General features: G+C 56.9%; 18 protein-coding genes. 4 read left to right on the forward strand and 14 right to left on the reverse strand.

Features of this window, described 5'->3' with window-relative positions; all coding sequences use genetic code 11:
- Positions 1–5: 5 nt before the first annotated feature.
- The 4 genes from ABIE59_RS11385 to ABIE59_RS11400 all read right to left on the reverse strand — a co-directional run bounded on the left by ABIE59_RS11385 (position 6) and on the right by ABIE59_RS11400 (position 5,002).
- Complete coding sequence (locus ABIE59_RS11385) at positions 6–800, reverse strand: ParA family protein (protein WP_354446940.1); 795 nt, start codon at positions 798–800, stop codon at positions 6–8.
- A gap of 22 nt (positions 801–822) precedes the next feature.
- The gene (rsmG, locus tag ABIE59_RS11390; protein WP_354446942.1) at positions 823–1,467 is read right to left on the reverse strand and encodes a 16S rRNA (guanine(527)-N(7))-methyltransferase RsmG; all 645 of its coding nucleotides are present in this window, start codon (positions 1,465–1,467) and stop codon (positions 823–825) included.
- Position 1,468: 1 nt separating this feature from the next.
- A complete protein-coding gene (gene mnmG, locus ABIE59_RS11395; protein ID WP_354446944.1) occupies positions 1,469–3,355 on the reverse strand; it encodes a tRNA uridine-5-carboxymethylaminomethyl(34) synthesis enzyme MnmG in 1,887 nt (628 codons plus the stop codon).
- Positions 3,356–3,706: 351 nt separating this feature from the next.
- The gene (locus ABIE59_RS11400) at positions 3,707–5,002 is read right to left on the reverse strand and encodes an MFS transporter (protein ID WP_354446946.1); all 1,296 of its coding nucleotides are present in this window, start codon (positions 5,000–5,002) and stop codon (positions 3,707–3,709) included.
- A gap of 222 nt (positions 5,003–5,224) precedes the next feature.
- Between ABIE59_RS11400 and ABIE59_RS11405 the strand changes: the two genes are divergently transcribed.
- Complete coding sequence (locus tag ABIE59_RS11405) at positions 5,225–6,490, forward strand: EAL domain-containing protein (RefSeq protein ID WP_354446948.1); 1,266 nt, start codon at positions 5,225–5,227, stop codon at positions 6,488–6,490.
- Between the two features lie 9 nt (positions 6,491–6,499).
- Here ABIE59_RS11405 and ABIE59_RS11410 read toward each other — a convergent pair whose 3' ends face one another.
- Genes ABIE59_RS11410 through ABIE59_RS11420 form a run of 3 tightly spaced genes read right to left on the reverse strand, consistent with a single transcriptional unit; the run spans position 6,500 to position 11,352 of the window.
- On the reverse strand, positions 6,500–9,646 hold the full coding sequence (locus tag ABIE59_RS11410; RefSeq protein ID WP_354446950.1) for an efflux RND transporter permease subunit: 3,147 nt from the start codon (positions 9,644–9,646) through the stop codon (positions 6,500–6,502).
- A 3-nt stretch (positions 9,647–9,649) separates the two neighbouring features.
- Positions 9,650–10,744, reverse strand: a complete 1,095-nt coding sequence (locus tag ABIE59_RS11415) for an efflux RND transporter periplasmic adaptor subunit (RefSeq protein WP_354446952.1) — start codon at positions 10,742–10,744, stop codon at positions 9,650–9,652.
- A 29-nt stretch (positions 10,745–10,773) separates the two neighbouring features.
- Positions 10,774–11,352 carry a DUF3833 domain-containing protein gene (locus ABIE59_RS11420; protein WP_354446954.1) on the reverse strand — a complete coding sequence of 193 codons (579 nt, stop codon included), beginning with the start codon at positions 11,350–11,352 and terminating at the stop codon, positions 10,774–10,776.
- Positions 11,353–11,587: 235 nt separating this feature from the next.
- Between ABIE59_RS11420 and ABIE59_RS11425 the strand changes: the two genes are divergently transcribed.
- Together ABIE59_RS11425 and thpD are read left to right on the forward strand one after the other, a co-directional pair.
- Positions 11,588–13,408, forward strand: coding sequence for an acyl-CoA dehydrogenase C-terminal domain-containing protein (locus tag ABIE59_RS11425; protein WP_354446956.1), 1,821 nt, complete (start codon positions 11,588–11,590; stop codon positions 13,406–13,408).
- 210 nt (positions 13,409–13,618) lie between these two features.
- A complete protein-coding gene (gene thpD, locus ABIE59_RS11430; protein WP_354446958.1) occupies positions 13,619–14,554 on the forward strand; it encodes an ectoine hydroxylase in 936 nt (311 codons plus the stop codon).
- A 64-nt stretch (positions 14,555–14,618) separates the two neighbouring features.
- Here the strand turns inward: thpD and ABIE59_RS11435 are convergent, their stop codons facing one another.
- The 7 genes from ABIE59_RS11435 to rpmH all read right to left on the reverse strand — a co-directional run bounded on the left by ABIE59_RS11435 (position 14,619) and on the right by rpmH (position 21,808).
- Entirely contained in the window at positions 14,619–15,368 is a 750-nt protein-coding gene (locus ABIE59_RS11435; protein ID WP_354446960.1) for a substrate-binding periplasmic protein, read from the reverse strand.
- A 183-nt stretch (positions 15,369–15,551) separates the two neighbouring features.
- Positions 15,552–17,744 (reverse strand): TonB-dependent receptor domain-containing protein, encoded by a 2,193-nt coding sequence (locus ABIE59_RS11440; RefSeq protein ID WP_354446962.1) that lies wholly within the window; start codon positions 17,742–17,744, stop codon positions 15,552–15,554.
- Positions 17,745–17,863: 119 nt separating this feature from the next.
- A complete protein-coding gene (gene mnmE, locus ABIE59_RS11445) occupies positions 17,864–19,234 on the reverse strand; it encodes a tRNA uridine-5-carboxymethylaminomethyl(34) synthesis GTPase MnmE (protein WP_354446964.1) in 1,371 nt (456 codons plus the stop codon).
- A 71-nt stretch (positions 19,235–19,305) separates the two neighbouring features.
- Positions 19,306–21,000: a membrane protein insertase YidC gene (yidC, locus tag ABIE59_RS11450; RefSeq protein WP_354446966.1), complete on the reverse strand. Its 1,695-nt coding sequence runs from the start codon at positions 20,998–21,000 to the stop codon at positions 19,306–19,308.
- Between the two features lie 5 nt (positions 21,001–21,005).
- Complete coding sequence (gene yidD, locus ABIE59_RS11455) at positions 21,006–21,260, reverse strand: membrane protein insertion efficiency factor YidD (protein ID WP_354446968.1); 255 nt, start codon at positions 21,258–21,260, stop codon at positions 21,006–21,008.
- Positions 21,260–21,658 carry a ribonuclease P protein component gene (gene rnpA / locus ABIE59_RS11460; RefSeq protein WP_354446970.1) on the reverse strand — a complete coding sequence of 133 codons (399 nt, stop codon included), beginning with the start codon at positions 21,656–21,658 and terminating at the stop codon, positions 21,260–21,262. Before rnpA ends, yidD begins: the two co-directional genes overlap by 1 nt.
- A 15-nt stretch (positions 21,659–21,673) precedes the next feature.
- Positions 21,674–21,808: a 50S ribosomal protein L34 gene (rpmH, locus tag ABIE59_RS11465; RefSeq protein ID WP_008172542.1), complete on the reverse strand. Its 135-nt coding sequence runs from the start codon at positions 21,806–21,808 to the stop codon at positions 21,674–21,676.
- A 642-nt stretch (positions 21,809–22,450) separates the two neighbouring features.
- Here rpmH and dnaA point away from each other — a divergent pair.
- Complete coding sequence (dnaA, locus tag ABIE59_RS11470; protein WP_354446974.1) at positions 22,451–23,914, forward strand: chromosomal replication initiator protein DnaA; 1,464 nt, start codon at positions 22,451–22,453, stop codon at positions 23,912–23,914.
- The last annotated feature ends 29 nt before the right edge of the window (positions 23,915–23,943 follow it).

The following is a 23,943-nucleotide window of genomic DNA, read 5'->3' on the forward strand; positions in this document are numbered from 1 at the left end:
CTATGTTACACCGCAACCGCGGCGGATGTCTTTTTCGATCCGTGCCGGCGCACCATCTCTCCAGCCAGGGCCAGGTAGGCAATGGCGCCCTTGGAGGCCCGGTCATAGGCCAGCGCCGGCATACCGTAACTGGGCGCCTCGGCCAGGCGCACGTTGCGGGGGATGACCGCCCGGTAAACCTTGTCACCAAAATACTCATTTAGCTGCCCGGAGACATCCAGGGTCAGGCTGTTGCGCGGGTCGTACATGGTGCGCAGGATGCCCTCAACCTCAAGATTCGGGTTCACCGTTTCCTTGATCTGCTCCACGGTGTTCATCAACGCCGCCAGGCCTTCCAGAGCGTAGTATTCGCATTGCATGGGAATGAGCACGGAATCCGACGCCGACAGCGCATTGACGGTCAGCAGGTTAAGGGACGGGGGGCAATCGATGAGGACGTAATCGTAATTCTCGCGAACGGTGTTGAGGGTCAGGCGCAGCCGGTGCTCCCGACCGATTTCATTCATCAGCTCCACTTCCGCCGCGGTCAGGTCGCCGTTGGCGGGCAGTATGTCAAAGCCGGAGGCCTCAGCCCTGACAATCACCTCGGCAGCGCTGGCACGTTTGGTGAGCACGTCGTAACCGGACAACTGCAGGCTATTCTTGTCGACACCGCTGCCCATGGTGGCGTTACCCTGGGGGTCCATATCCACCAGCAGCACCCTGCGCTTGGTGGCCGCCAGCGACGCAGCAAGATTGACGCAGGTGGTGGTTTTGCCCACACCGCCTTTCTGATTGGTCACTGCAATCACGCGCGCCATGCCTTGCCTCCTGCTCTTGGGTTTACCGGTGTTGCTCAGCCCGGGTGACAATCAGCAAATGCCGTTCGCCATCTGCGCCGGGTACCTTCAGGGAATGGCAGGATTCTACCTGCCAGCCCCCCGGAAGGGCAGCTACTTCATCATCCGGATACTGGCCTTTCATGGCAAGGAACTCGCCCCCGTTCGCGAGCAACGGGCCGCACCAGGTAACCAGGTTGTCCAGGGCGGTAAAGGCACGGCTGCTGATCTGGGTAAATGGCTGATCCGGCTGACAGTCTTCCGCCCGGCCATGGATAACCTCAACGTTGCCTAGCCCCAATTCAAGCACACACTGGTTCAGAAACCGGGTTTTCTTGCCATTGCTGTCAAGCAGGGTAAAGCGTTTTTCCGGGAACACAATGGCCAGAGGGATACCCGGTAGACCGCCACCGGCGCCAACATCCAGCAAATGGTCGGTGGTCACCCAGGGCAGTATACTCAGGCTGTCCAACAACTGCCGTGACACCATCACCCGCTCATCCCGCACGGCGGTAAGGTTGTAGGCCTTGTTCCATTTGTTGAGCAGAGCCAGAAAAGCCAGCAACTGTTGCTGCTGGCTTTCGCTGAGAGACAGGTTCATCGCCGCCAGCCCATCGCTCAGCTGGCCTGGCCATTGTGGATAAGTCATCTCAGGCGCTCTGCTTTCTCAGCAGGTCCCGCTTTTTCAGGTGCACCAGAATCTGGCTCACCGCCGCCGGCGTTACCCCCTGGATGCGCGAGGCCTGGGCCACGGTTTCCGGCCGCACGGTTTGCAGCTTCTGTTTGATCTCGTTGGACAGGCCCCCGATCACCTCATAGTCCAGGTCTACCGGCAGTGCGGTGTTCTCATTCCGGCGCAGGCGCTCGATTTCATCAGCCTGGCGGGAGATGTAGCCTTCGTACTTGATCTCGATTTCCACCTGCTCGGCCACCGTCGGGTCGTCGGCCTGTTCGGCACCAATCTCGGCGATATGCTGATAGACAATCTCCGGTCGGCGCAACAGCTCGGCCAGGGACTGATCCCGGGTCATCGGCTGTTTCAGATAGCCATTGGCACGTTCACCGGCCTCGGTGTTCGGGTGAATACGAGTGCTTTCCAGACGACTGCGCTCTTTGGCAATGCCCTCGCACTTGTCGCTGAACTTCTGCCAGCGTTCGTCGTCCACCAGGCCAAGATTGCGGCCGGTTTCGGTCAGGCGCAGGTCGGCGTTGTCCTCCCGCAGAATCAGCCGGTATTCGGCACGGCTGGTGAACATGCGGTAAGGCTCGCTGGTGCCCATGGTGATCAGATCGTCCACCAGTACGCCCAGGTAGGCTTCGTCCCGGCGCGGATACCATTCGTCTTTTTCCTGAGCCCGCAAGGCGGCGTTGATGCCTGCCAGCAAGCCCTGGGCGCCGGCTTCTTCATAGCCGGTGGTGCCGTTGATCTGGCCGGCAAAGTACAGGCCCTGGATGAACTTGGTTTCCAGGGTGTGGCGCAGGTCCTGGGGGTTCAGGTAATCGTATTCGATGGCGTAACCCGGGCGCAGGATGTGGGCGTTTTCAAAGCCCGGAATCGAACGCACGGCCTTGAGCTGAATATCAAACGGCAGGCTGGTGGAAATACCGTTCGGGTAGAGTTCGTTGGTGGTCAGGCCCTCGGGCTCCACGAAGATCTGGTGCGAATCCTTGTCGGCAAAGCGGTTGACCTTGTCCTCGATGGACGGGCAATAGCGCGGGCCCACGCCCTCGATGTTACCGGCGAACATGGGCGAGCGGTCAAAGCCACTGCGGATAATGTCGTGGGTTTCTTCGGTGGTGCGGGTGACATAACAACAGATTTGCTCAGGGTGCTCGTCACGGCTGCCAATGAAAGACATCACCGGTGTCGGGTCGTCACCCCACTGCTGCTGCATCACTGAAAAATCCACGGTACGGGCATCAATGCGCGGCGGCGTACCGGTTTTCAGCCGGCCAACGTTGAACGGCAACTCCCGCAGGCGCTTGGCCAGGGCATTGGCCGGTGCATCGCCGGCGCGACCACCGGCATGGTGCTGCATGCCGATGTGGATAACGCCGCCCAGGAAGGTGCCGGTGGTCAGTACCACGGTTTTGGCGTTGAAGCGGATGCCGGTCTGGGTAACCACACCCACCACCTGATCGTTTTCCACAATCAGGTCGTCTGCTGCCTGCTGGAACAGGGTCAGGTTGGGCTGGTTTTCCAGCGTATGTCGAATGGCCGCCTTGTACAGAATCCGATCAGCCTGGGCACGGGTGGCACGCACCGCCGGGCCCTTACGGCTGTTCAGTACCCGGAACTGGATACCCGCCTTATCGGTTGCCCGGGCCATGGCGCCGCCCAACGCGTCGATTTCCTTCACCAGGTGGCTCTTGCCGATCCCCCCTATGGCGGGGTTACAGGACATCTGCCCCAGAGTCTCAATGTTGTGGGTCAGCAGCAGGGTTTGTGAACCCATGCGCGCGGCTGCCAGGGCGGCTTCAGTACCGGCATGGCCACCACCAATGACAATGACATCGAAACGGGTCGGAAACTCCACACTACACCTCGGAAATCGGGCTTTAAAAAAGGGTATGAAAACAGGGCGGCGAGTATAACGCCTCGCCGGCGAAATTGCAGTCCGAATGTGCAAATTTTAACCAGATATCAACCCCGGGAAAAGGATTTCGGCGGTTGGCGCCCGAATACCGGGTGGATAAACCTGGAGCTTTGGCTAGGTAAAAACCGAAACTTTCGGCTTTTCAGTCAGTTGTCAGCAGCTTCTCAGAAAAGTTTTCAAGAAAGTTATCCACATCCCTGATCACTTTTTCAACGCCCAAAAAACATCATAACTATATGTTTTTAAATGCAAAGAAAAGTTTTATTCGGAGCTTATCCGTAGGTTTTCCCATTAATTATCCACAGCTTTTTCGGCCCGGCGCCGCAACCCCAGCACACTCATCCACACCAGGGCATTAAGCAGTGACAACATCAGGAAAAACCCGGGGATTCCCAGCTCAAGTACGCCCAGAACCACGATACCCGCCAACGCACTGCACACCATGAACAGGGAGTTGATCACGTTCAGGGCAGCAATGATGCGCGCCCGCTTGTAATCCGGGGTTTCATGCTGGATAAAGGCATACAGCGGCACTATGAACAGCCCGCCACAGATGCCAATGCCCACCAGGTCCAGTAATACCCGGATGTACACAGGCTCGGTGATCAGGCTCAGCCAGGTCGAGGGGCTCGGGTCTGCGGGTACCGCGAAGAACAGGTCGATGCCCAGCAGCGTCAGGCCCAGTGCCCCCCAGGGTACCAGCGACAGGGTGATCCGGTGTTTGGTCAACCGCTCACACAGCATGGAGCCAATGGAAATACCCACAATAAACATGGCCAGCAAGAGGGTGACCACGGTTTCGTCCCCGGCCAGCCAGGTTTTGGCGAAGTTGGGGAACTGGGTCAGGTAGGCGGCGCCCAGAAACCAGAACCAGGAGATGGCCAGAATCGCCCACAGCACCTGGCGGCGTTCCGCCGCCACCGACATCAGCCGCCAGGTTTCCAGCAACGGCCGGAAACGCACCCGTACCCCCGGCGATTCATCCCGGGTATTGGGTACCTGCCGCGCTGCCAGGTACCCCAGCACTGCCATCGCCACCACGCCCACTGCGGTCACCCTGGCGGCCTGTTCCAGCCCCATGATCAAGCCGGCAGCAATGGTACCCAGCAAGATCGCCACAAAGGTGCCCATGCTGACCAGACCATTACCGCCAACCAGTTCGTCGTCGGCCAGCACCCGGGGCAGGATCGAATACTTGACCGGGCCGAAGAAGGTGGACTGCACACCCATCAGGAACAACAACACCAGTAGCAGCTCGTACCAGCCAAACCAGAGACCCGTGGCCGCCACCAGCATGATGCCGATTTCCGCTGCTTTGACGTTACGGATGATCACGGCCTTTTCATAGCGGTCAGCCATCTGGCCGGCGATACCGGAAAACAGGAAGAACGGCAGGATGAACAGGAACGCGGCGATGTTGACCACCACATTGACCGACAAGCCCATCAGGCCACCGGCCTGGAAAGTGATCAGCAGCAACAGGGCGTTTTTGTAGAGGTTGTCGTTAAATGCACCGGAGAACTGGGTCAGGTAGAACGGCAAAAAACGCCGTTGGCCCAATAACCGGAACTGACTGTGTTGACTCATAGACTGTTGTTTCCTGGTGCGGATAAATGCCGTTTACGGATATTTCGGCACTGTTCTGGTGCAAACCGTTGTAAACCCCGGAGCACTTGTGCCACTCAAGGCCAGGCCAAGCCCCGTTTCTTTCAAACCAGATACCAATGGCACGGAATTGGCTTTAGCTTTTCCCCGTAACCCCATCAACGGCCAGGACGGCTACGCCATAGCAGTATAGGGCTCCTGACCATGAAAAGTGTGTTAAGCCTTGCAGATCATCGAAGCAAGGTAGCTGGTAAATGTGCCAGATTTATAAAGCATCATGATTTCCAGTCGGTGTATCAACCCATTCTCAGCCCAACCCACCAAAAGCTGGTGGGTTACGAGGCGCTGGTCAGGGTTCACCGGGATGACCGGCCAATTGCCCCTCCGGAGCTGTTTGAACAGGCATCCATTCAGGGCGTCACCACCGGTGTTGACCAGCACCTGCTCAATTTGCATCTGACCAACTTTGGTCTTAAACACGAGCCGGTCTGGCTGTTTATCAACATCAACCCGGACACCTTGCTGCACCACGCAGGTTACCTTGGCCAGCTCGCGGACCACTGCCACAGCGCCGGGGTTCCCCCGGAGCGGATTGTTCTGGAGCTTGTGGAAACCGCCACGCGGGACACCAATGCCCTGCTCGAATTCATTCAGGAAGCCAAAGATTTTGGTTTTCAGATTGCCATTGACGACTTCGGCATGGGCGATTCCAACTTTGAACGGTTGTGGCGAATCAATCCGCTGATCGTAAAAATTGATCGCAGCCTGCTAGCCAATGCAGAAGCGCACCAGCGTGCCCGGGTACTGCTGCACAGTCTGGTTCGGATGATTCGCGAGAGCGGCAGCCTGGTGTTGTTAGAGGGTATAGAGAGCGAGAACCAGGCACGGATTGCGCTGGATACCGAAGCGGATCTACTGCAGGGGTTTCTGTTTGCCCGGCCCAAACACAGCACCCGGGAGTGCACGGTCAATGCCGAACTCGCCCTGCAGCAGGTGATGTCGAGGTCCCAGCAATGGAGCCTGAGGGATTATCAAAGCCAGGAAACCTACCTGAAACTGCTCCGCTTTGAAATCATGGATGTGTGCCATCAAATCGCCCGGGGCGAGCCCTTGGAGCGGGTGTGCAGAAACCTGCTGCTCATGGAAGGCGTCAAACGCTGTTTCATCCTGGATAGCCACGGTGTCCAGCAGGGCCGATTGGCGCAGGTGGACATGCTCAGTGGCGACCACTTCAACCCACTTTATTACTCGGCGGGCGCCCGCTGGAGTCACCGGGAATACTTCCGGAACGCCCTGGAAAGGCCACAACAGATCAACAGTTGCCGACCCTACGTTGCGCTTCCGGATGCACGGAGAACCGTCACGTTATCCACAGGTCTTGCCGGTTCGCCAGGCCACCACATTTTCTGTATTGATATCCATCCGGACGAGGTTCTGGACGGGCATCTGGTATTCCCGGCTGTGCTGTAACTGATTGAATCAGAAGTCATCAGCCTTGCTCGCAGGCGCACCAGCCGGGCTGGAGCCCCCGGCCGAACCGGACGCCAGGCGCTCCAGCTCCTTTTCCACAGCGTTGGACGACTTGGCGAATCGCGCCAGGAGGTTGTACAGCACAGGGATAATGAACAGCGTCAGGGTTGTGGCAAACACCAGCCCCCCCAGAATCACCATACCGATAGCGGCTCGGCTCTCCGCACCTGCACCGGTGGCCACCACCAGCGGTATGGCGCCGAACACGGTGGAAATGGTGGTCATCAGTACCGGACGGAAGCGCAGAGTGGCACCCTCAAGAATCGCGTCTCGGACCTCATAGCCTTTGTCACGAAGCTGATTGGCAAACTCCACGATCAATATGCCATTCTTGGCCATCAACCCGAGCAGCATGATGATGCCGATCTGACTGTAGATATTCAGACTGATGCCGGACCAGGCCAGTGCAATCAATGCGCCGGTCACCGCCAGCGGCACCGACAACATGATGATCAGCGGATGAATCCAGCTCTCAAACTGGGCCGCCAGCACCAGGAACACGATGACAAAGGCAAGGCCGAAAGTCAGGTAGATAGCCGCGGACGAATCCTGGAATTCCCGGGATAGCCCTTTATAGCTGACCCGCGCTTCCGGCGGCAGGTTATCCACAGCCAGATTGTTCAGGTAGGTGAGCGCAGAGCCGAGGTCGTAACCGTCCGCCAGGGAGGCACTGATCACCACCGCCGGCAAACGATCTATGCGCCGAAGGTCAGGATTGGCGCCAATTTCCTCCACCGATACCAGGGCCTTGATCGGAATCAGATCACCGCCTTCTCGCGGCCGCAAAAAGATCTGCTCAAGATCACCCGGTGTGGCCCGATCGGCATCGTCAGCCTGGATAATCACATCGTACTCCCGGCCACGGTCCACATAGGTGGTCACGTTGCGGGAAGCCAGCATGGTTTGCAGGGTCAGGCCTACGTCCTGGACAGTAATATCCAGGTCTGCCGCCCGGTCCCGATCAATATTCAACCGTAGCTCCGGCCGGGTCAGCTCAAAATCGGTATCAACATTGATCAGGTTCGGGTTCTCTTTCGCCCGTTCGACGATCTCTTCACTCCAGGCCTGTACCGATTCGTAATCCGGCCCCGCGATGACAAATTCCACCGGCTGATTGAAGCCCCGCTGGCCGAGACCCGGTGGATTGATCACATTGATCCGGACCCCGGAGATATCCGCCAGCTTCCGGCGGATGTCACTGGTTACCTGTTGCTGCTTGATATCCCGGTTATCCCAATGGGTCAGGCCCATGATCATGAAGGCGTTGTCTTCTTCTTCCCTGAAACCCACGATCGACAGGAAACGGGCAGCAATCCCTTCATCCAGGTACGGCAGCAGTTGCGTCTCTGCCTGGCGGACAAAATGGTCGGTATATTCAACGGTTGACCCCCTCGGCGCACTGGTGGGCATGATGATCACACCCCGGTCTTCCGTCGGCGCCAGCTCCTGAGGCAGGCGCGGGAAAATAACGGTGGCGATGATCAGGCCCGCCACTCCCAGGCCCAACAACAAACCGGGCTGATTCAAGGAGAATGTCAGCAGTTTTTTATAGCCGCTGGTCAGGCCATTGAGTACCTTTTCACTGAAGGCCCACAGGCGGTGGCCTTCCTCGGATTCGGGACTGTGCTGAAGCCATTTGGAACACAGCATGGGGGCCAGAGTGAGTGCCACCAGACTGGAAAAAATCACCGCAGCGGCCAGGGTAAAACCAAACTCCGCGAACAGCCTTCCCACGTTGCCACCCATAAACGAGATGGGCACAAACACGGCAATCAGAGTCAATGTGGTGGCGATGATCGCAAAGGCCACCTGCTTGGCACCACGATAGGCTGCCAACAGCGGCGGCTCGCCCTCATCAATACGTCGCTGGATGTTTTCCAGCATCACGATGGCGTCATCCACCACCAGGCCGATCGCCAGAATGATCGCCAGTAGCGTAAGCACGTTGATGGAAAACCCCAGAAAGCCCAGGCCGATAAACGCCCCGATCACAGCCACCGGAATGGTCACGGCCGGTATCAACGTCGCCCGCCAGGATCTCAGGAACAGGAAAATAACCAGAATAACCAGCGTTACGGCGATCGCCAGGGTAATCAGAACTTCCTTGATGGACGCGCGAATGAATATGGACTCGTCGTAGCTTTCAGCCAGGGAGACTTCTGGCGGCAATGTCTGCTCAATCCGTGCCAGCTCCGCTCGCACGGCGTCGGAAACCGCCACCGTGTTGGCCTTGGATTGCCGGATGATGCCCAGGCCGATGGCGGTTTTACCGTTCGCCCGCAACCGGCTGATATCCGACTCCACGCCCATCTGGATGTTGGCTACCTCGCCCAGCCGCAGCAAATCATTGCCATCACGGCGCACCACCAGGTTGCGGAACTCTTCAACACTGGACAAACGCCCTTCCGCCCTTACCGTGAAGTTGCGGGTAGACGAATCCACCTGACCCGCCGGTAACTCAACATTGTTGTCCCGCAGTGCGCGCTCAACCTCAGCCACTGTGATATTTCTGGCAGCCAACCGCTCCCGGTCAAGCCATACGCGAATCGCGTAGCGGCGTTCGCCACCGATGCGTACATCGGCTACACCATCCAGCACAGACAGCCGGTCAACCAACACACGATCAGCAAAATCGCTCAGCTCTGCACTGTCCCAGACATCACTGAGCAGCGTTACCCACATCATTGGCCGGGCATCGGAATCCGCCTTGCGAACCCGGGGGGCGTCAGCCTCATCGGGCAACTGGTTAGCGACACGGGCAACCGCATCCCGGACATCGTTGGCGGCAACGTCGATGTCTCGGGAGGTGTTGAATTCGATAGACGTTCTGGACTCGCCCTGCTCAGTGGACGACTCAATGGACCGAATACCCTCGATACCACTGATTGCTCCCTCAATGATCTGGGTAATCTGGGTATCGACCACTTCAGCCGCAGCACCGGTATAGTCGGTAGACACCGACACGATGGGTGGATCAATGTCCGGGTACTCGCGAACCGGCAATCCCATCAGTGCCGCCACGCCAAACACCACAACCAGCAGGCTCAGAACCGTGGCAAAGACAGGGCGCTTGATGGAAATATCGGAGAGAACCATAAATCAGGACTCCCGGCTTGAGACAAACCGGTTCTCGGGTATGGCCAGGTCAGACTCCAGCAGCCTGAGGCGATCGCCGGTACTGAGGCGATCCTGACCGGTAACCACGACCTGATCCTCAGCGTTCAGGCCATCCACCACCTCAACCAGACCAGGCATGCGCGAGCCAGTGCGCACCGATACCCGGCGGGCAACACCATCTTCCGCCACAAACACGTACTTCTGATCACCCCGGATCATCACTGCCTGTTCCGGTATCACCAGGCCCTCTCGTTCCTGCAGTGTCAGAGAGGCCGACATGAACTGACCAGGGCGTAAACGGCCCTCGGAGTTATCTATCAATGCCCGAACAGACAGCGTACGGCTCAACTCATTGATGCGGGTAGCCAGTTCTATCAGCTCTCCCTCAAATACTTCTCCTGGAAACGCTGGGGACGTTGCCCGCACGTTTTGCCCGATCCTGACCTGACCAATGAATCGCTCGGGAACAGCAAAGTTCAGCTCCATCTTGTCGTTGGTATCCAGAGTGGTAATGGTCGTACCTGCCTGAAGAAAGGCCCCAACGCTGATATCCGAAAGCCCGACAACACCGGCGAACGGCGCTTCGATCCGGTGGTTCTGCAGCCGCACCCGCGCCGCCTCTCGCTGGGCAATGGCTACGTCGACGGCGGTTCTCAGTTCATCGACCTGAGACTGGGATATGCTGTTATTGGCCCGCAGTCTTTGAGCCCGCTCGTACTGGCGCCGGGCATCAGCCAGTTGGGCCTCTATCACCGCGAGATCTGCCCGCGCCTGCCGATCATCCAACCGGAGCAGCACGGCCCCCTGGGCTACCGCAGCGCCTGGCTGCAGATTGAGTTCCATCACCCGGCCACTCACCTCTGTGGTCAGTTGTACCGAGTTCAGAGCCCGCAAATTCGCGACAGCGCCGACGGTATCACGCACCGATTGCCATTCCGGCGTTACCACATTGACGGCGCTGGCCTGTCCCTGGCCACCGCTCTGGCCACTGTCTCCGGACTCAAGGTTCAGGTATATACCCGCGCCTGCAGCTACCACCACAACCAGAACGACAGCGATCAGCCATTGTTTCCACATGGGTTTTGCTAACCTTTCAGATATAAATGTTACGAGTCGTCCCCGTACCCCAGTTTCTGGATAACCAGCACCACCTCACCAACCTCAATACCCCATTTGCTCATGCGGGTCTGGTTTATCAGGGTGTCCGGTGTGATCAGGTACATCCAGTCGTCCATCCGGACGTCTATGGTGCCATCGCCATATGACACTCTGAGCACATAATTCATGTGTATGGCATTGCCCTGCCAGCGCATCGTACCCGGCTTGACCACGTCACCGGCCTCGGCATGGTAACTGTCGCCGGTCGGCGTCAGGGTCCACACCCTGGTCTGGACTTCTCCATCGTTGAACCTGAAAACCTCATCCAGGGTTCCCACCCCCTCATCGTCCCAGGTGGCCACAATATCGGCGTCGAAGGTGCGAATGACCTTGCCGGAGAAATTCTTGACCACACCACGGGCGGAAAGTTCGCCCTGGAAAAACTCCCGGGGAATCAGCTCCGGTTCTGCACCCCTGTAATCGTCCAGGGAGGGGCCAGCGCAGCCTGCCAGCACAGACACTAACAACAGTATAAGAGCAACTGGCCAGACACTACCGGCTTTCCGTCGAATTACCCTGTTTTGCATGACTTTTACACTCCGCTGGAAGGCATGGGTTGGGTCGCCACTGAACTGTGATTTACGGACCCGGAGCAATATCCGATCAGGCGGATATGAAATGCGTCATTTCAGCCAATTGTCCATTCTGACAGGCAGGCAGGCGCTTTCCGTCAATGGCAGCCGGGAGTGAATGCCGTAAAACAGCAGTCATAACGGGCCTCGGGCCTGACCGGATTGCGATAACAGACTGTGAGGATTGGCTATGCCTGTGTACAAAGCGCCATTGCGTGACATGAAATTTCTGCTTAACGACGTATTCGATTACCCGGGCCATTACCAGACACTGGCCTCCGGTGAGAACGCAACGCCTGACATTGTAGACGCCATCCTGACCGAGTGCGGTCGCTTCTGCGAAGAAGTGCTGAGCCCAATCTACCAGAGCGGCGACGAAGAAGGCTGCCGCCTGGAAAACGGTGAAGTCACCACCCCCAAAGGCTACAAAGAAGCCTATGACCAGTACGTAATGGGCGGCTGGCAAGGCTTGTCAGCCCCCGAGGAATACGGCGGCCAGGGCCTGCCGGCGTCCATGGGCCTGTTCAAACAGGAAATGATGGGCACCGCCAACTGGTCGTTCTCCATGTACCCGGGGTTGTCTCTGGGCGCCATGAACACCATCTTCCTGCACGGCTCGGAAGACCAGAAGCAAACCTACCTGGTTCCCCTGACCGAGGGCCGCTGGGGCGGCACCATGTGCCTCACCGAGCCCCAGTGCGGCACCGACCTGGGCCAGGTGAAGACCAAGGCCGAACCACAGGCGGATGGCAGCTACAAGCTGACCGGTACCAAGATCTTCATTTCCTCCGGTGATCACGACCTGACCGAAAACATTGTCCACATTGTGCTGGCACGTCTGCCGGATGCGCCTAAAGGCACCCGGGGCATCAGCCTGTTCATCGTACCCAAGTTCCTGCCCGCCACAGATGGCAGCGTGGGCGAACGCAATGGTGTGAACTGCGGCAGCCTGGAAAAGAAAATGGGTATCAAGGCCTCGGCCACCTGCGTGATGAATTTCGACGGTGCCACCGGCTACCTGATCGGCCCGGAAAATGAGGGCCTGGAGTGCATGTTCACCTTCATGAACACCGCCCGTATCGGTACCGCCATTCAGGGCGTTGGCCCGGCCGAGCTGTCGTACCAGTGGGCGCTGGACTACGCCAAGGAGCGTCGTTCCATGCGCGCGCTGTCTGGCAAGAAGGAGCCGGACCAGGTGGCCGACAGCCTGATTCACCACGCCGATGTGCGGCGCATGCTGCTGACCCAGAAAGCCATCGCCGAAGGCGGCCGCGCCATGCTGTATTACGCCGCCAGGCTGGCGGACCACATGGTTGAGGCGCACACCGTGGGCGATGATGAGAAGGCCGAGAAATACGACGACAAACTGGGTTTCCTGACCCCGATTCTCAAAGGTTTCCTGACCGAACTGGGCAATGAAGCCGCCAATCTGGGTGTGCAGGTGTTCGGTGGCCACGGCTACATCCGTGAGCACGGCATGGAACAGATCGTTCGTGATACCCGGATTGCCACGCTTTACGAGGGCACCACCGGCATCCAGGCACTGGACCTGCTGGGCCGTAAAGTGTTGCTGATGACCCAGGGCGGCGCGGTAAGGGAATTCACCCTGAAAATTGCCAACTTTGCCCGCAAGCACCTGACCAACAAACAGCTGCGCCCGATGGCCATCGAGCTTCTGAAACTGACGGCCCAGTGGAACCTGCTCACCGTCAGGGTGATGCTGGCGGCCCGCAAAGACCGCGATGTGGTCAGCGCTGCCGCCCACGACTTCCTGATGTACAGCGGTTACGTGACCATGGCCTATATGTGGTTGCGTCAGTCCGCGGTGGCCGCCGACAAGCTGGAGAACGGCGGCGACGAGTCTGAAGCCTTCTATCAGACCAAGCTGGCAACCGCCGAGTTCTACTACGAGCGCCTGCTGCCACGGGCCCAGGCCCACGCCACCAGCATGCTCAGCCCGACTCGCAACCTGATGCAGGTGGAGCCGGAAAATATGGCCTTTACCGGGTAATTACCCGGTAACTTCCAGTCCCGGGCCTGCCGGGACTTTTTTATTCCGGAACCGGGGCCTTGAAATCCCGGTTCCCGCCCTTACCCTCTCTGGTGCAAGTCTTTGCATCAATCCAATAACCTTTTGAGGAATATAGTATTTTCAGGCTTTCCCACAGCCGGGCAAGACCTGACCAGATCGATACTGTGTATAAAAGAAGGAGGTTCGAATATGGAAACTCGTGCTGACGACTTTTATCCCACCCGACTGGAACGCCCTGTTCCAGCATTTGACCGAAGAGATCCGGTTATCCACAACTCCGGAAACGCCCGTACTGAAGGTCCGCTAAGTGAGACCGAACTGGCGCGTTATGAACGGGATGGGTTCCTGGCTTTCAATAACTTTCTCGATGCAGACACGGTCAAACGTTTCCGTGACGATCTGCGCACCTATGAAAACGACGACAGCATTCTCCGTTCCGAGGGCACCATTACCGAACCGGGAAAACAGGAAATTCGATCGGTCTTTGGTATTCACGAACTGTCAGACCGTTTTGACCGGCTGACCCGGGATGGTCGCATTCTCGATATGGTGCATCAATTACTGGGTAGCGAGGCGTATATCCACCAGTCCCGGATCAACTTCAAACCCGGTTTTCACGGCAAGGGGTTCGACTGGCATTCCGACTTCGAAACCTGGCACGCCGAAGATGGCATGCCTCGCATGCGCGCGGTCAGCTTCTCCATCGCCCTGACCGACAATACACCGTTCAACGGCCCGTTGATGCTGATCCCGGGTTCCCACAAAACCTTTGTGCCCTGTGTCGGCCGAACGCCGGAAGACAACTACCAATCGTCGCTGAAGAAGCAGGAACTGGGCGTACCCAATCACCGGGACCTGCAGCAAATGGCGGACCAATACGGTATCCAGGCACCCACGGGCCCCGCCGGCTCGTTGATCATTTTTGAATGCAACACCTTGCACGCATCCAACGCCAATATGTCGCCCTGGCCGCGCAGCAATCTGTTCTTCGTATACAACAGCGTGGAAAACCAGTTGCAACAGCCCTTCTGCGGCAACAAGCCTAGACCGGAATTTCTGGGTAACCGCACCAACAGCCGGGCCCTCAAGCCACTGGCGACTCCGGATTTGCGGAGAACCGGTTAAGGCTATATCCGCAAAAAAGGGGAGCCTGTGGCTCCCCCCTGTCTCCATAGATCCGCCGAGCGCGTCACAGGCCCCACTTGGTCTCGATGGCCTCGTACATCCCGTTGTTGCGAATGGTCTCCAGTCCCTGGCGCAGCTTGCGAATCGCTTCCTCTGAAGTCTCGAGGTTCATTGCCAGGTACAGTTCGGTGTTATTGAACGAAAACACCGGTTCCAGGCCTTCAACGTCCTGTTGAGAGGCAAAGTAAGGTCCCGCCAGCCGGTCTGCAATCCACAGATCAACCTGGCCCAGTTCCAGTCGCTTGGGGTTGAGGTCATCGCTGTCCATGGCTGATACCCGGAAATCGCGCTCCAACAGGTACTCGGTCATCACATCACCACGGTAGCCGGCGTACAGCATGCCGCGGGTATCTTCCAGACTGTCAATTTTCAAATCGGTACCTGGGGGGGCAAAAATCGTCCACAGGTTGGTGGTCAGCGGCCCTACCCACTTGAACTGGGACGCCCGGTTTTCCGTGTAGGTGGTGCAGTAGATGCCATGATTCTTCTTGTTCAGCGCACGGTTATAGCCGAAATCCCAGTTGCGCAGCTTGATCACGTAATCCAGCCCGGAGTGCTCGAGAATGGCCTTGACCATTTCTGTGCACAGACCATCAATGCCATCTTCGTTATGCTCGAAGGCACGACCCGTGGCACTCATGTTGTAGGGAGGGAAGTTCTCGGTATAGATATAGATACGCTCAGACGCCACGGCCGGCAATGGGGCCGTAAACAGGGCAAAAACGACCGCAGTAACGTACAGCAGGTTACGCACAGGTTATCTCCTTTAACTCGAAGGGCGTGAAACCGCCAGGATGGCGGCACCAATAGACAGGAGCGGAGTTTACCGGACGCTTTGACGTTGTTTTACAACTAAAGTGTTTGTTTTCGTAAGGAAAGTGGCCCAGGCCGCCAGGTAAATGCCAGCGGCCTGGGGTTGTGGATAATTGTGGATAACTCAGAAATCGACGGTGGCGGAGAGCCACAGGCGGCGGCCCTCTTCGACGGTTCCACCGCTGGCCATACCACGGAAGATATACACATAATCCGAAGCCCAGGCATCCACCTGATTGCCGTTGTTATCCACATAAGAATACTCGCTGCCAGACAGGAACTCCTTGTCGAACAGGTTGTAGATGGTGGCGGTGAGTTTTACCCGCTCACTGGCCTTATAGGCGCCTCCCAGGTGGAAGAGCGCGTAGGCGCTAAGGTCACCCACCTGGTCAAACACAGCCGCTTCTTCGGCGGTGAAATTGTCCCGGTTCTTCAGGTAGCGGGTACGCTCACCCCGGTATTCGCCGGACAACCAGAGATCCAGCTGTGCCGAAGCCTGCCAGTTCAGCCGCGCATGCACCACATGCTCCGGCGTGTTGGTCAAAGGTGCGCCCTTGTTGTCACCGCTCTTCTGCTCTGTGTCGGTATAGGTATAGTTGCCGCGAATACTCCAGTCCGGCGCAAAGCGCCAGCTGGACGCCAGCTCGATACCCCGGGTCTCAGCCTTGCCGATGTTATCCAGCTGATCGTAGGTGCCGTCCGGAATCCTCGGATCACCACTGATGGTCACCGGCGCACCGCTGTCGATCTTGTCCTTGAACTGGGTGAAGAACACCGTGGCGTTGGCTTTGAAACCTTGCAGGTTGTCGAAGTAGGCCCCTACCTCGTAGTTGGTGCTTTTTTCCGGCTCCAGGTCCGGTGTGCCTATGGTCAGCACCTCTCCCTGGCTGGTGACGCCGTTGATGCCATTGTGAAGGTCATTGATATCCGGCGTTTTGTACCCCTGGCTGACGCCCCCCTTGAAGGTCCAGCTGGGTGACGTGTTCCACACCAGATAGGCCCGGGGCGTGAAATGGCCGGAGAAGGCATCGTGGTCTTCGTAACGCCCCCCCAGGGTCAGAGCCAGATCATCCCTCAGATACCATTCATCCTCAGCAAACACGGCCCAGGAATCCTGCTTGAAGGTCGTACTGGCAAGACCGTCTTCAAGGCGCGTATCTCTGTACTGGCCGCCCAGAGTCACGATGTGGTTGCTGGTAACCGGCGCCACCAACCGGGTATCAAACACGGTATCTTCCGATTCCAGCTTGCGATCCTGGCCGCCAATCAGATTCTGGTAGGGCGCATCGTAAGGCGTACCTATGGTACCCGGAATGGTCCTGCCTTTGGTTTCGGTCACGTTATATGTCAGATCACTGCTCCAGGTGCCAAACCCAAGCTGACTGGTATGGCCCAGGGCAACCTGGTCGCGGTTGAACCGCAACTCGTCCCGATAGCCGTTGGCGGTGTTGGTGTCAGCGTTGCAGGCCCGGTTCTGCCCATCGAGGGTGCCCAACTGACAGCTGTCATTGTTGTAAACCTGGCGCCCCTGTTCGGCATCCAGATAAAACTCCTGCCCCTGAACCGGCACCAGCGTCAACCGTGCACCAAGGTTATGGTTACGACCATCCACCGGTGCGACACCCCGCTTGGGCGCCTCGCTACCGTCGTCGAAACTCAGATCGGCCGCCGATCGATCAAACACACTGCCGCGTACTGCTAGCCCGAGCAGATTGTCGATCAGCGGCCCACTGGTGTAGAAACTGGCTTTACCGTTATCGCCGTATTCCCGGTGTTGCTGGAAGGTGTGCTCGAGCGTGACCGAGCCATTCCACTCATCGGACACCTTCCTGGTGATGATATTCACCACGCCACCAATGGCATCGGAACCGTATAACGTTGACATGGGCCCGCGGATCACTTCAATACGCTCAATCGCCGACAAAGGCGGAATGAAGCTGGTGGAGGTATCACCAAAGCCATTGGGAGTGACGTTGCCCGGAGGATTCTGGCGGCGGCCATCAATCAGGATCAGGGTGTACTCGCTCGGCAGGCCTCGAATACTGATGTTCAGCCCACCAGTCTTGCCGGTGCTCTGGCGCACATCCACACCTTCCACAGTTTCCAGGGCTTCCGCCAGATTGGAGAACTGGCTTTGTTGCAGGTTCTGCTGGCTGATCACACTGATGCTGGCGGGAGCATCGGTCACTTTCTGCTCGAAGCCGGAGGCGGAGACGACCAGCTCGTCCAGCTGTATCGGTTGGGCAACACTGTTTAGCGAGAGGGTGCCGGTAACAGCCGCAACGGATGCGGCCAGAATTGAGGGCCTGAATGCCATGAGTCACTCCTTGAAGATCTAGACTGAAAATCAGGAGCGAATGATACTACTTCTCATTTGATAATAAAAACTATTTAATTAAGCACCTGTCCCTGAAATTGGAATCGTTAGTTCGTTGACTACTTGCCAATACAGAAACTGCTGAAAATCTTGCCCAGCAGATCATCGGGCGTGAGGTGGCCGGTTATTTCACCCAGGGCGTCCTGGGCTGCTCGCAGGTCCTCCGCCAGGAGTTCTCCGGCACCATAACCCTCCAGTTGGGTCTGCCCCTGAATCAAGGAGTCCCTGGCCCGCTCCAGCGCATCCAGGTGGCGGCGGCGAGCCAGGAAGCCACCTTCGGTGGTACTGGCAAAACCAATGCAGTCCTTGAGATGGTTACGAAGAATGTCCAGCCCGTCTGCTGCTTTTGCCGCAAGGCGAATGACTGGCGCGGTCTGGTTCGGTTCGGCACTGATGCCCACGGGTTCTCCCGACAAATCCACCTTGTTGCGGATCACCGTGACCGGGGCGCTGGCTGGTAGCTGGTCAATAAAATCCGGCCAGATTTCATGGGGTTCGGTTTTATCGGTGGTGGTGGCATCCACCATCAAGAGGATGCGGTCTGCCTGGCGGATTTCATCCCAGGCCCGGGCGATGCCGATCTGCTCCACTTCATCCGGACTGTCCCTGAGGCCGGCGGTATCGATAATGTGCAACGGCATGCCGTCAATGTGGATATGTTCCCGCAGGACATCCCGGGTGGTGCCTTCAATGGCGGTGACAATGGCCGCTTCACGGCCGGCCAGGGCATTGAGCAGGCTGGATTTTCCGGCATTGGGACGACCGGCAATCACCACCTTCATGCCATCCCGCAGAATGGTGCCCTGCTGGGCTTCCGACAGGATCTGCTCCACCTGTTGCAGCAGACCTTGCAGATCGACCGCCACTTTGCCGTCGGCGAGAAAATCGATTTCCTCCTCCGGAAAATCGATCGCCGCTTCCACGTAGATACGCAAGTGAGTCACCGCATCGACCAGGTCATCAATGCGCCGGGAAAATACCCCTTGCATGGAACGCACGGCGCAGCGGGCCGCCTGCTCGGAACTGCTTTCAATCAGGTCGGCAATGGCTTCGGCCTGGGCCAGGTCAAGTTTGTCATTGAGGAAGGCCCGCTCGGAAAACTCGCCGGGCCGGGCCAGGCGGGCGCCGAGGTTGCAGACTTCACGCAACAGCATGTCCAGGATGACCGTGCCGCCATGGCCCTGCAATTCGAACACGTCTTCACCGGTGAACGAGTTGGGGTTGGGAAAATACAGACCGATGCCTTCGTCGATCAGTTCGCCGCTGGTGTCTCGAAAGGGACCGTAATGAGCGTAGCGGGGCCTGGGCTCATAGCCGAGTATGCTCCGGGCGATATCCAGGGCTTTTGGCCCCGAAACGCGAACAATACCCACACCCGCCTGGCCCGGTGCTGTGGCGATGGCTGCAATGGTGTCTGTGGTTGCCTGCATGGTTTTTTCCCTGAATAGAAATGACAAAGGCTCCACAAGGGAGCCTTTGCCAGGTCAGTACAACTGATAACTCAGTGTTTCTTGCCTGCCATCTCTGTTTCGATCTTCCGGGTAATGTACCACTGCTGGGAGATCGAGAGAATGTTGTTCACCAGCCAGTACAGAACCAGACCAGCCGGGAACCACAGGAAAAACACAGTGAAGACTGGTGGCATCAGCTTCATGATCTTCGCCTGCATGGGGTCGGGCGGTGTCGGGTTCAGGCTCATCTGGATGAACATGCTGATGCCCATCAGAATTGGCAGGATAAAGAACGGATCCATCTGGGACAGATCGTTGATCCACAGCATGAACGGCGCGTGGCGAAGCTGCACACTCTCGAACAATACCCAGTAGAGTGAGATGAATACCGGCATCTGTACCAGAATCGGTAAACAGCCACCCAGCGGATTGATTTTCTCCCGCTTGTACAGGGCCATCATTTCCTGGGACATACGCTGGCGATCATCACCATAAAGTTCTTTAAGGCGAGTGAGTTGCGGGGCCACAGCCCGCATTTTAGCCATGGAACGGTAGCTGGTTGCAGACAGGTGGAAGAACACAGCCTTTACCAGAACGGTCAGCAGGATGATGGCGACACCCCAGTTACCCACCAGGCCATAGAACCATTCCAGGATGTAGAACAGCGGCAGGGAGATGAAGAACAGCCAGCCAAAGTCAACGGTCCGGTCCAGGTTAGGGGCCAGGGCCTCCAGACGATCAATGATCTTGGGTCCGACGTAGGCGGTGGCACCCACCTCAACCGTTTGCCCGGGGGCGACCGCGGTTGCCGGATAGACAAACCCCATCACATGCAAATGATCCCGGCGGGTGGTCTGGAACTGGGCGGTTTTATCCTGGTCGGGAACCCAGGCGGTAATGAAGTAGTGTTGCAGGAACGCCAGCCAACCATTGGTGACCGGTTCGTTGACCCGTTGCTTGCTCAGGTCACCGAAATCGTATTTTTCATAAGGATCATCAGGAGTACTGATGACCAGGCCAAGATACGCCTTGATACCCATGGTGGTTTGGGAGGTTGGATCTGGAGCCTCGTCCCTGACAATCTTGCCGGTAAAGTTGCCCTGCCAGTCGGAATCGGACTGATTGGTGATCAGGTAACGAATATCAATCTCATAGCTGTCCCGGGCAAGACGGTAGCGTTTGATGATATCAACGCCATCCTCTGTGGTCAGTTTGAGGTCAATGATCAGTTCATCCTGGCCGTCGGTGAGCTCAAAACGGGACGCTTCTGCCCGGTAAACCGGTGCCTGGCCCGCATTGCGACCGTCGGGGCCGTTGCGACCAATCAAGCCACTTTCCAGGATGTAGGTGCGATTCTGAGTGTTGGTCAGAAGGGTCAAGGGTTGTCCGCTGTCTAGCGATTCATCGTACTGAAGCAGAGAGCTGGCAATGACATTGCCACCTACACGGTCGATGGTGAGCTCCAGTACATCGGTCACAACAGTGATGAACTGATCGCTGACACTTTGTTCACCGTCCGCTGTGGTGGACCGGAGTTCGCCCGTTTCCGGCGTGACGAATTCCTCGCCTGTCCGGGAAGTGCTTTCCGGCAGAACCATATCATCCGCAGATCCGTTTGACCCGGAAGTTTCTACCTGGGTGACCTGTTCAGTACGGGGCTGGTTGTAGTCCTCATTCCAGGCAAGCACCATCAGATAACTGACAATAGCCAGGCCGGCAAACAAAACGATGCGTTGAATATCCATAAACGTTAGTGTCTGGTTTGAGTGTTGGTCGGAGAATGTTGGGGCTCTGTGCCCGGTACGGGATCATAACCGCCTTCGGCCCAGGGATGACACCTTAACAATCGGCGGGTTGCCAGATAGGAACCTTTGGCTGCTCCGTGCTGTTGAATGGCTTCAACTGCGTATTGGGAGCATGTTGGGAAATGCCGGCAATGGCTGGCCATCATGGGACTGATAGCGTACTGATAGAACCGGATAGGCAGTAGCAGAATCTGTCGCATTAACCCGTACCTTTTGAATTCACAGTTGTTTGATCAACTGAGGACTGATGGTACTTCTTTCTGAGACGGCGCCAAAGATCGTTAAGCGACGATTTGACTGAGGCGTTATCCAGTTGAGCGAGTCCTTGCCGACCAAGAACAATAATGTCGAGGTCCGGTAGATCCGTCTGATGCCTGAAAGTTTCTCGTACCTGGCGTTTTATCCGGTTTCTCTGGACCGCCAGTTTGAGATTCTTTTTGGAGAATATAAGTCCGACCCTGGCGTGGCCCAGATTATTTGGAGCTGCCAGGATCAGAAAATTCCTGTGCGGAACTTTCAGCTGCACATCATCGAAGACCTTGCTGTAGTCCGAAGGCCGCAACAGTCTGTGTGACTTCGGAAACGTCAAGGCCTTCATGAGGCAAACATCAAGTTACGCTGACAGGCGTGCGCGGCCTTTGGCACGGCGACGAGAGATTACCTTACGGCCGTTAGCGGTTGCCATACGGGCACGAAAGCCGTGAACACGCTTGCGCTTCAGGACGCTCGGTTGGAATGTTCTTTTCATGGTGATGTTCTCACAAATTCGTCAATGGACATTGGTCGTTGGCTGGAAAATAGACAGCCAAAACAGGAGCGGCATTCTAGTCAAATCTGCCTGTAAGTTCAATGATTGTGCACTTGGGAAGTGAATTTTTCGGTATGGGTAATACCCGAGGTGCTGGCTAATAGAATCTATAGGTCTTTTTTAAATTCTTTCAAAGATTATTTATTACTGTTATTAGGCACCATGTTTTCTGTGGGAAAGTCTATTTTTTTCATCTACAACAGAGAGTTGAATGAATGACAAGTACGGTGACAGGTGGCAATGAGCCCTGTGGACGAGACCCGGTGGAATTGTGAATAACCCGGTGTTCCGAATGAGGCTTGAGTTATTCATGGTTTGGTCCAAGGGTTTCACACAGGGTTGATGACGGTCTGTGCACAAGGACCTGTGGGTAACTTTTTTTCAGGGCGTTTCTGTACACAAGCCTGTAGATAGGTTTGGAACCTTATGAATGAAAAGGAGAAATGTTTCCACAGGCTGTTTATGACAGTGATTGTTGGCCTTTTACTGCGGGCCGCGGCGGGGTAGAATCCGGGGTCACCTTGAGCGTCGGGAAAAGCCTTTTCCGATGTGAGAACAGTCAGGTTTCGGGAGCGGGCGGTCGTGCCTAACAGTATGTGGCATCAATGTCTTGAAGTACTCCGGGATGAGTTTCCCGCGCAACAGTTCAATACCTGGTTAAGACCCCTTCAGTCGGATCTCCGAGAGGGGCAGTTGATGCTGTTTGCGCCAAACCGCTTTGTTATGGACTGGGTGAACGAAAAGTATCTGCGCCGTATAGAGGAAGTACTCAAAGACCTTAACGGTGGCCAGGCGCCCAGGGTTCAGATGAAGGTGGGGTCTGCACCCCGGGAAAGTGAACCGGTGGTGCGGTCAGTGGCCGAGCCGAAGGCGAACCTTACCGAGGAAACCGGACAGCGGGTAACAGAGGAAGAAAAGAGTGTAGCGGCCACTGTTGCAGGTTCTACGTCTGCCGGTGTCAGCCGGAGCGCGCAGAAAGTTAATGGTGAGCGCAGGCCGGTGCAGGTGGAAGGTGATATCAAGCACCAGAGTTTTCTGAATGAGACCTTTACCTTTGAGACGTTTGTAGAGGGTAAGTCCAACCAGTTGGCCCGGGCGGCCTCTATGCAGGTGGCAGAGAACCCCGGTGGCGCCTATAACCCGCTGTTTCTGTACGGTGGCGTCGGTCTTGGTAAAACTCACTTGATGCACGCCATTGGTAACGAAATCGTTCGTCGTAATCCCAAGGCCAAGGTTGCTTACCTGCGCTCTGAACGCTTCGTTGCCGACATGGTCAAGGCGCTTCAGCTGAATGCTATTAATGAGTTCAAGCGTTACTACCGCTCGGTGGATGCCTTGCTGATTGATGATATTCAGTTTTTTGCCCGCAAAGAACGTTCCCAGGAAGAGTTTTTCCACACCTTTAACGCGTTGCTTGAAGGGGGCCAGCAGGTCATTGTGACGTGCGACCGGTTCCCGAAAGAAATCGTGGACATGGAAGAACGCCTGAAGTCCAGGTTTGGTTGGGGCCTGACGGTAATGGTGGAGCCACCAGAGCTGGAAACCCGCGTTGCCATCCTGATGAAAAAGGCTGAGCAGGCCAACGTGAAACTGAGCAGCGAGGCGGCATTTTTTATTGCCCAGAAGATTCGCTCTAATGTACGAGAGTTAGAAGGCGCGCTTCGTCTGGTGATAGCGAATGCTCACTTCACTGGCTCTGAGATTACCCCGCCATTTATCCGGGAAAGCCTGAAGGATCTGCTGGCGCTGCACGAAAAGCAGGTCAGTATCGATAACATTCAGCGCACGGTGGCGGAGTACTACAAGATCAAAGTGGCCGATCTATTGTCCAAACGCCGTACCCGGACGGTCACCCGGCCTCGGCAGGTGGCCATGTCGCTGGCCAAGGAGCTGACCAATCACAGCTTGCCGGAGATTGGTGATGCCTTTGGCGGCCGGGACCACACCACGGTGTTGCACGCCTGTAAAAAGATTGTGGAGCTCCAGGAAACGGACCCTGGAATCCGTGAGGACTACCAGAACTTTATGCGATTGCTGACCACCTGACCGGGCGGCATCAACCAACAACATTCACT

Source organism: Marinobacter sp. MBR-99 (assembly GCF_040547575.1).
In the GTDB taxonomy this organism is placed as follows: domain Bacteria; phylum Pseudomonadota; class Gammaproteobacteria; order Pseudomonadales; family Oleiphilaceae; genus Marinobacter.

Bases quoted from the DNA above. Each gene is read 5' to 3' on its own strand.
- rsmG (WP_354446942.1), bottom strand. From the start codon at position 1,467: ATGACTTATCCACAATGGCCAGGCCAGCTGAGCGATGGGCTGGCGGCG.
- ABIE59_RS11420 (WP_354446954.1), bottom strand. From the start codon at position 11,352: ATGCAAAACAGGGTAATTCGACGGAAAGCCGGTAGTGTCTGGCCAGTT.
- ABIE59_RS11440 (WP_354446962.1), bottom strand. From the start codon at position 17,744: ATGGCATTCAGGCCCTCAATTCTGGCCGCATCCGTTGCGGCTGTTACC.
- mnmE (WP_354446964.1), bottom strand. From the start codon at position 19,234: ATGCAGGCAACCACAGACACCATTGCAGCCATCGCCACAGCACCGGGC.
- yidD (WP_354446968.1), bottom strand. From the start codon at position 21,260: ATGCGACAGATTCTGCTACTGCCTATCCGGTTCTATCAGTACGCTATC.
- ABIE59_RS11400 (WP_354446946.1), bottom strand. From the start codon at position 5,002: ATGAGTCAACACAGTCAGTTCCGGTTATTGGGCCAACGGCGTTTTTTG.
- ABIE59_RS11405 (WP_354446948.1), top strand. From the start codon at position 5,225: ATGAAAAGTGTGTTAAGCCTTGCAGATCATCGAAGCAAGGTAGCTGGT.
- ABIE59_RS11425 (WP_354446956.1), top strand. From the start codon at position 11,588: ATGCCTGTGTACAAAGCGCCATTGCGTGACATGAAATTTCTGCTTAAC.
- ABIE59_RS11410 (WP_354446950.1), bottom strand. From the start codon at position 9,646: ATGGTTCTCTCCGATATTTCCATCAAGCGCCCTGTCTTTGCCACGGTT.
- yidC (WP_354446966.1), bottom strand. From the start codon at position 21,000: ATGGATATTCAACGCATCGTTTTGTTTGCCGGCCTGGCTATTGTCAGT.
- ABIE59_RS11415 (WP_354446952.1), bottom strand. From the start codon at position 10,744: ATGTGGAAACAATGGCTGATCGCTGTCGTTCTGGTTGTGGTGGTAGCT.
- thpD (WP_354446958.1), top strand. From the start codon at position 13,619: ATGGAAACTCGTGCTGACGACTTTTATCCCACCCGACTGGAACGCCCT.
- rpmH (WP_008172542.1), bottom strand. From the start codon at position 21,808: ATGAAAAGAACATTCCAACCGAGCGTCCTGAAGCGCAAGCGTGTTCAC.
- rnpA (WP_354446970.1), bottom strand. From the start codon at position 21,658: ATGAAGGCCTTGACGTTTCCGAAGTCACACAGACTGTTGCGGCCTTCG.
- ABIE59_RS11385 (WP_354446940.1), bottom strand. From the start codon at position 800: ATGGCGCGCGTGATTGCAGTGACCAATCAGAAAGGCGGTGTGGGCAAA.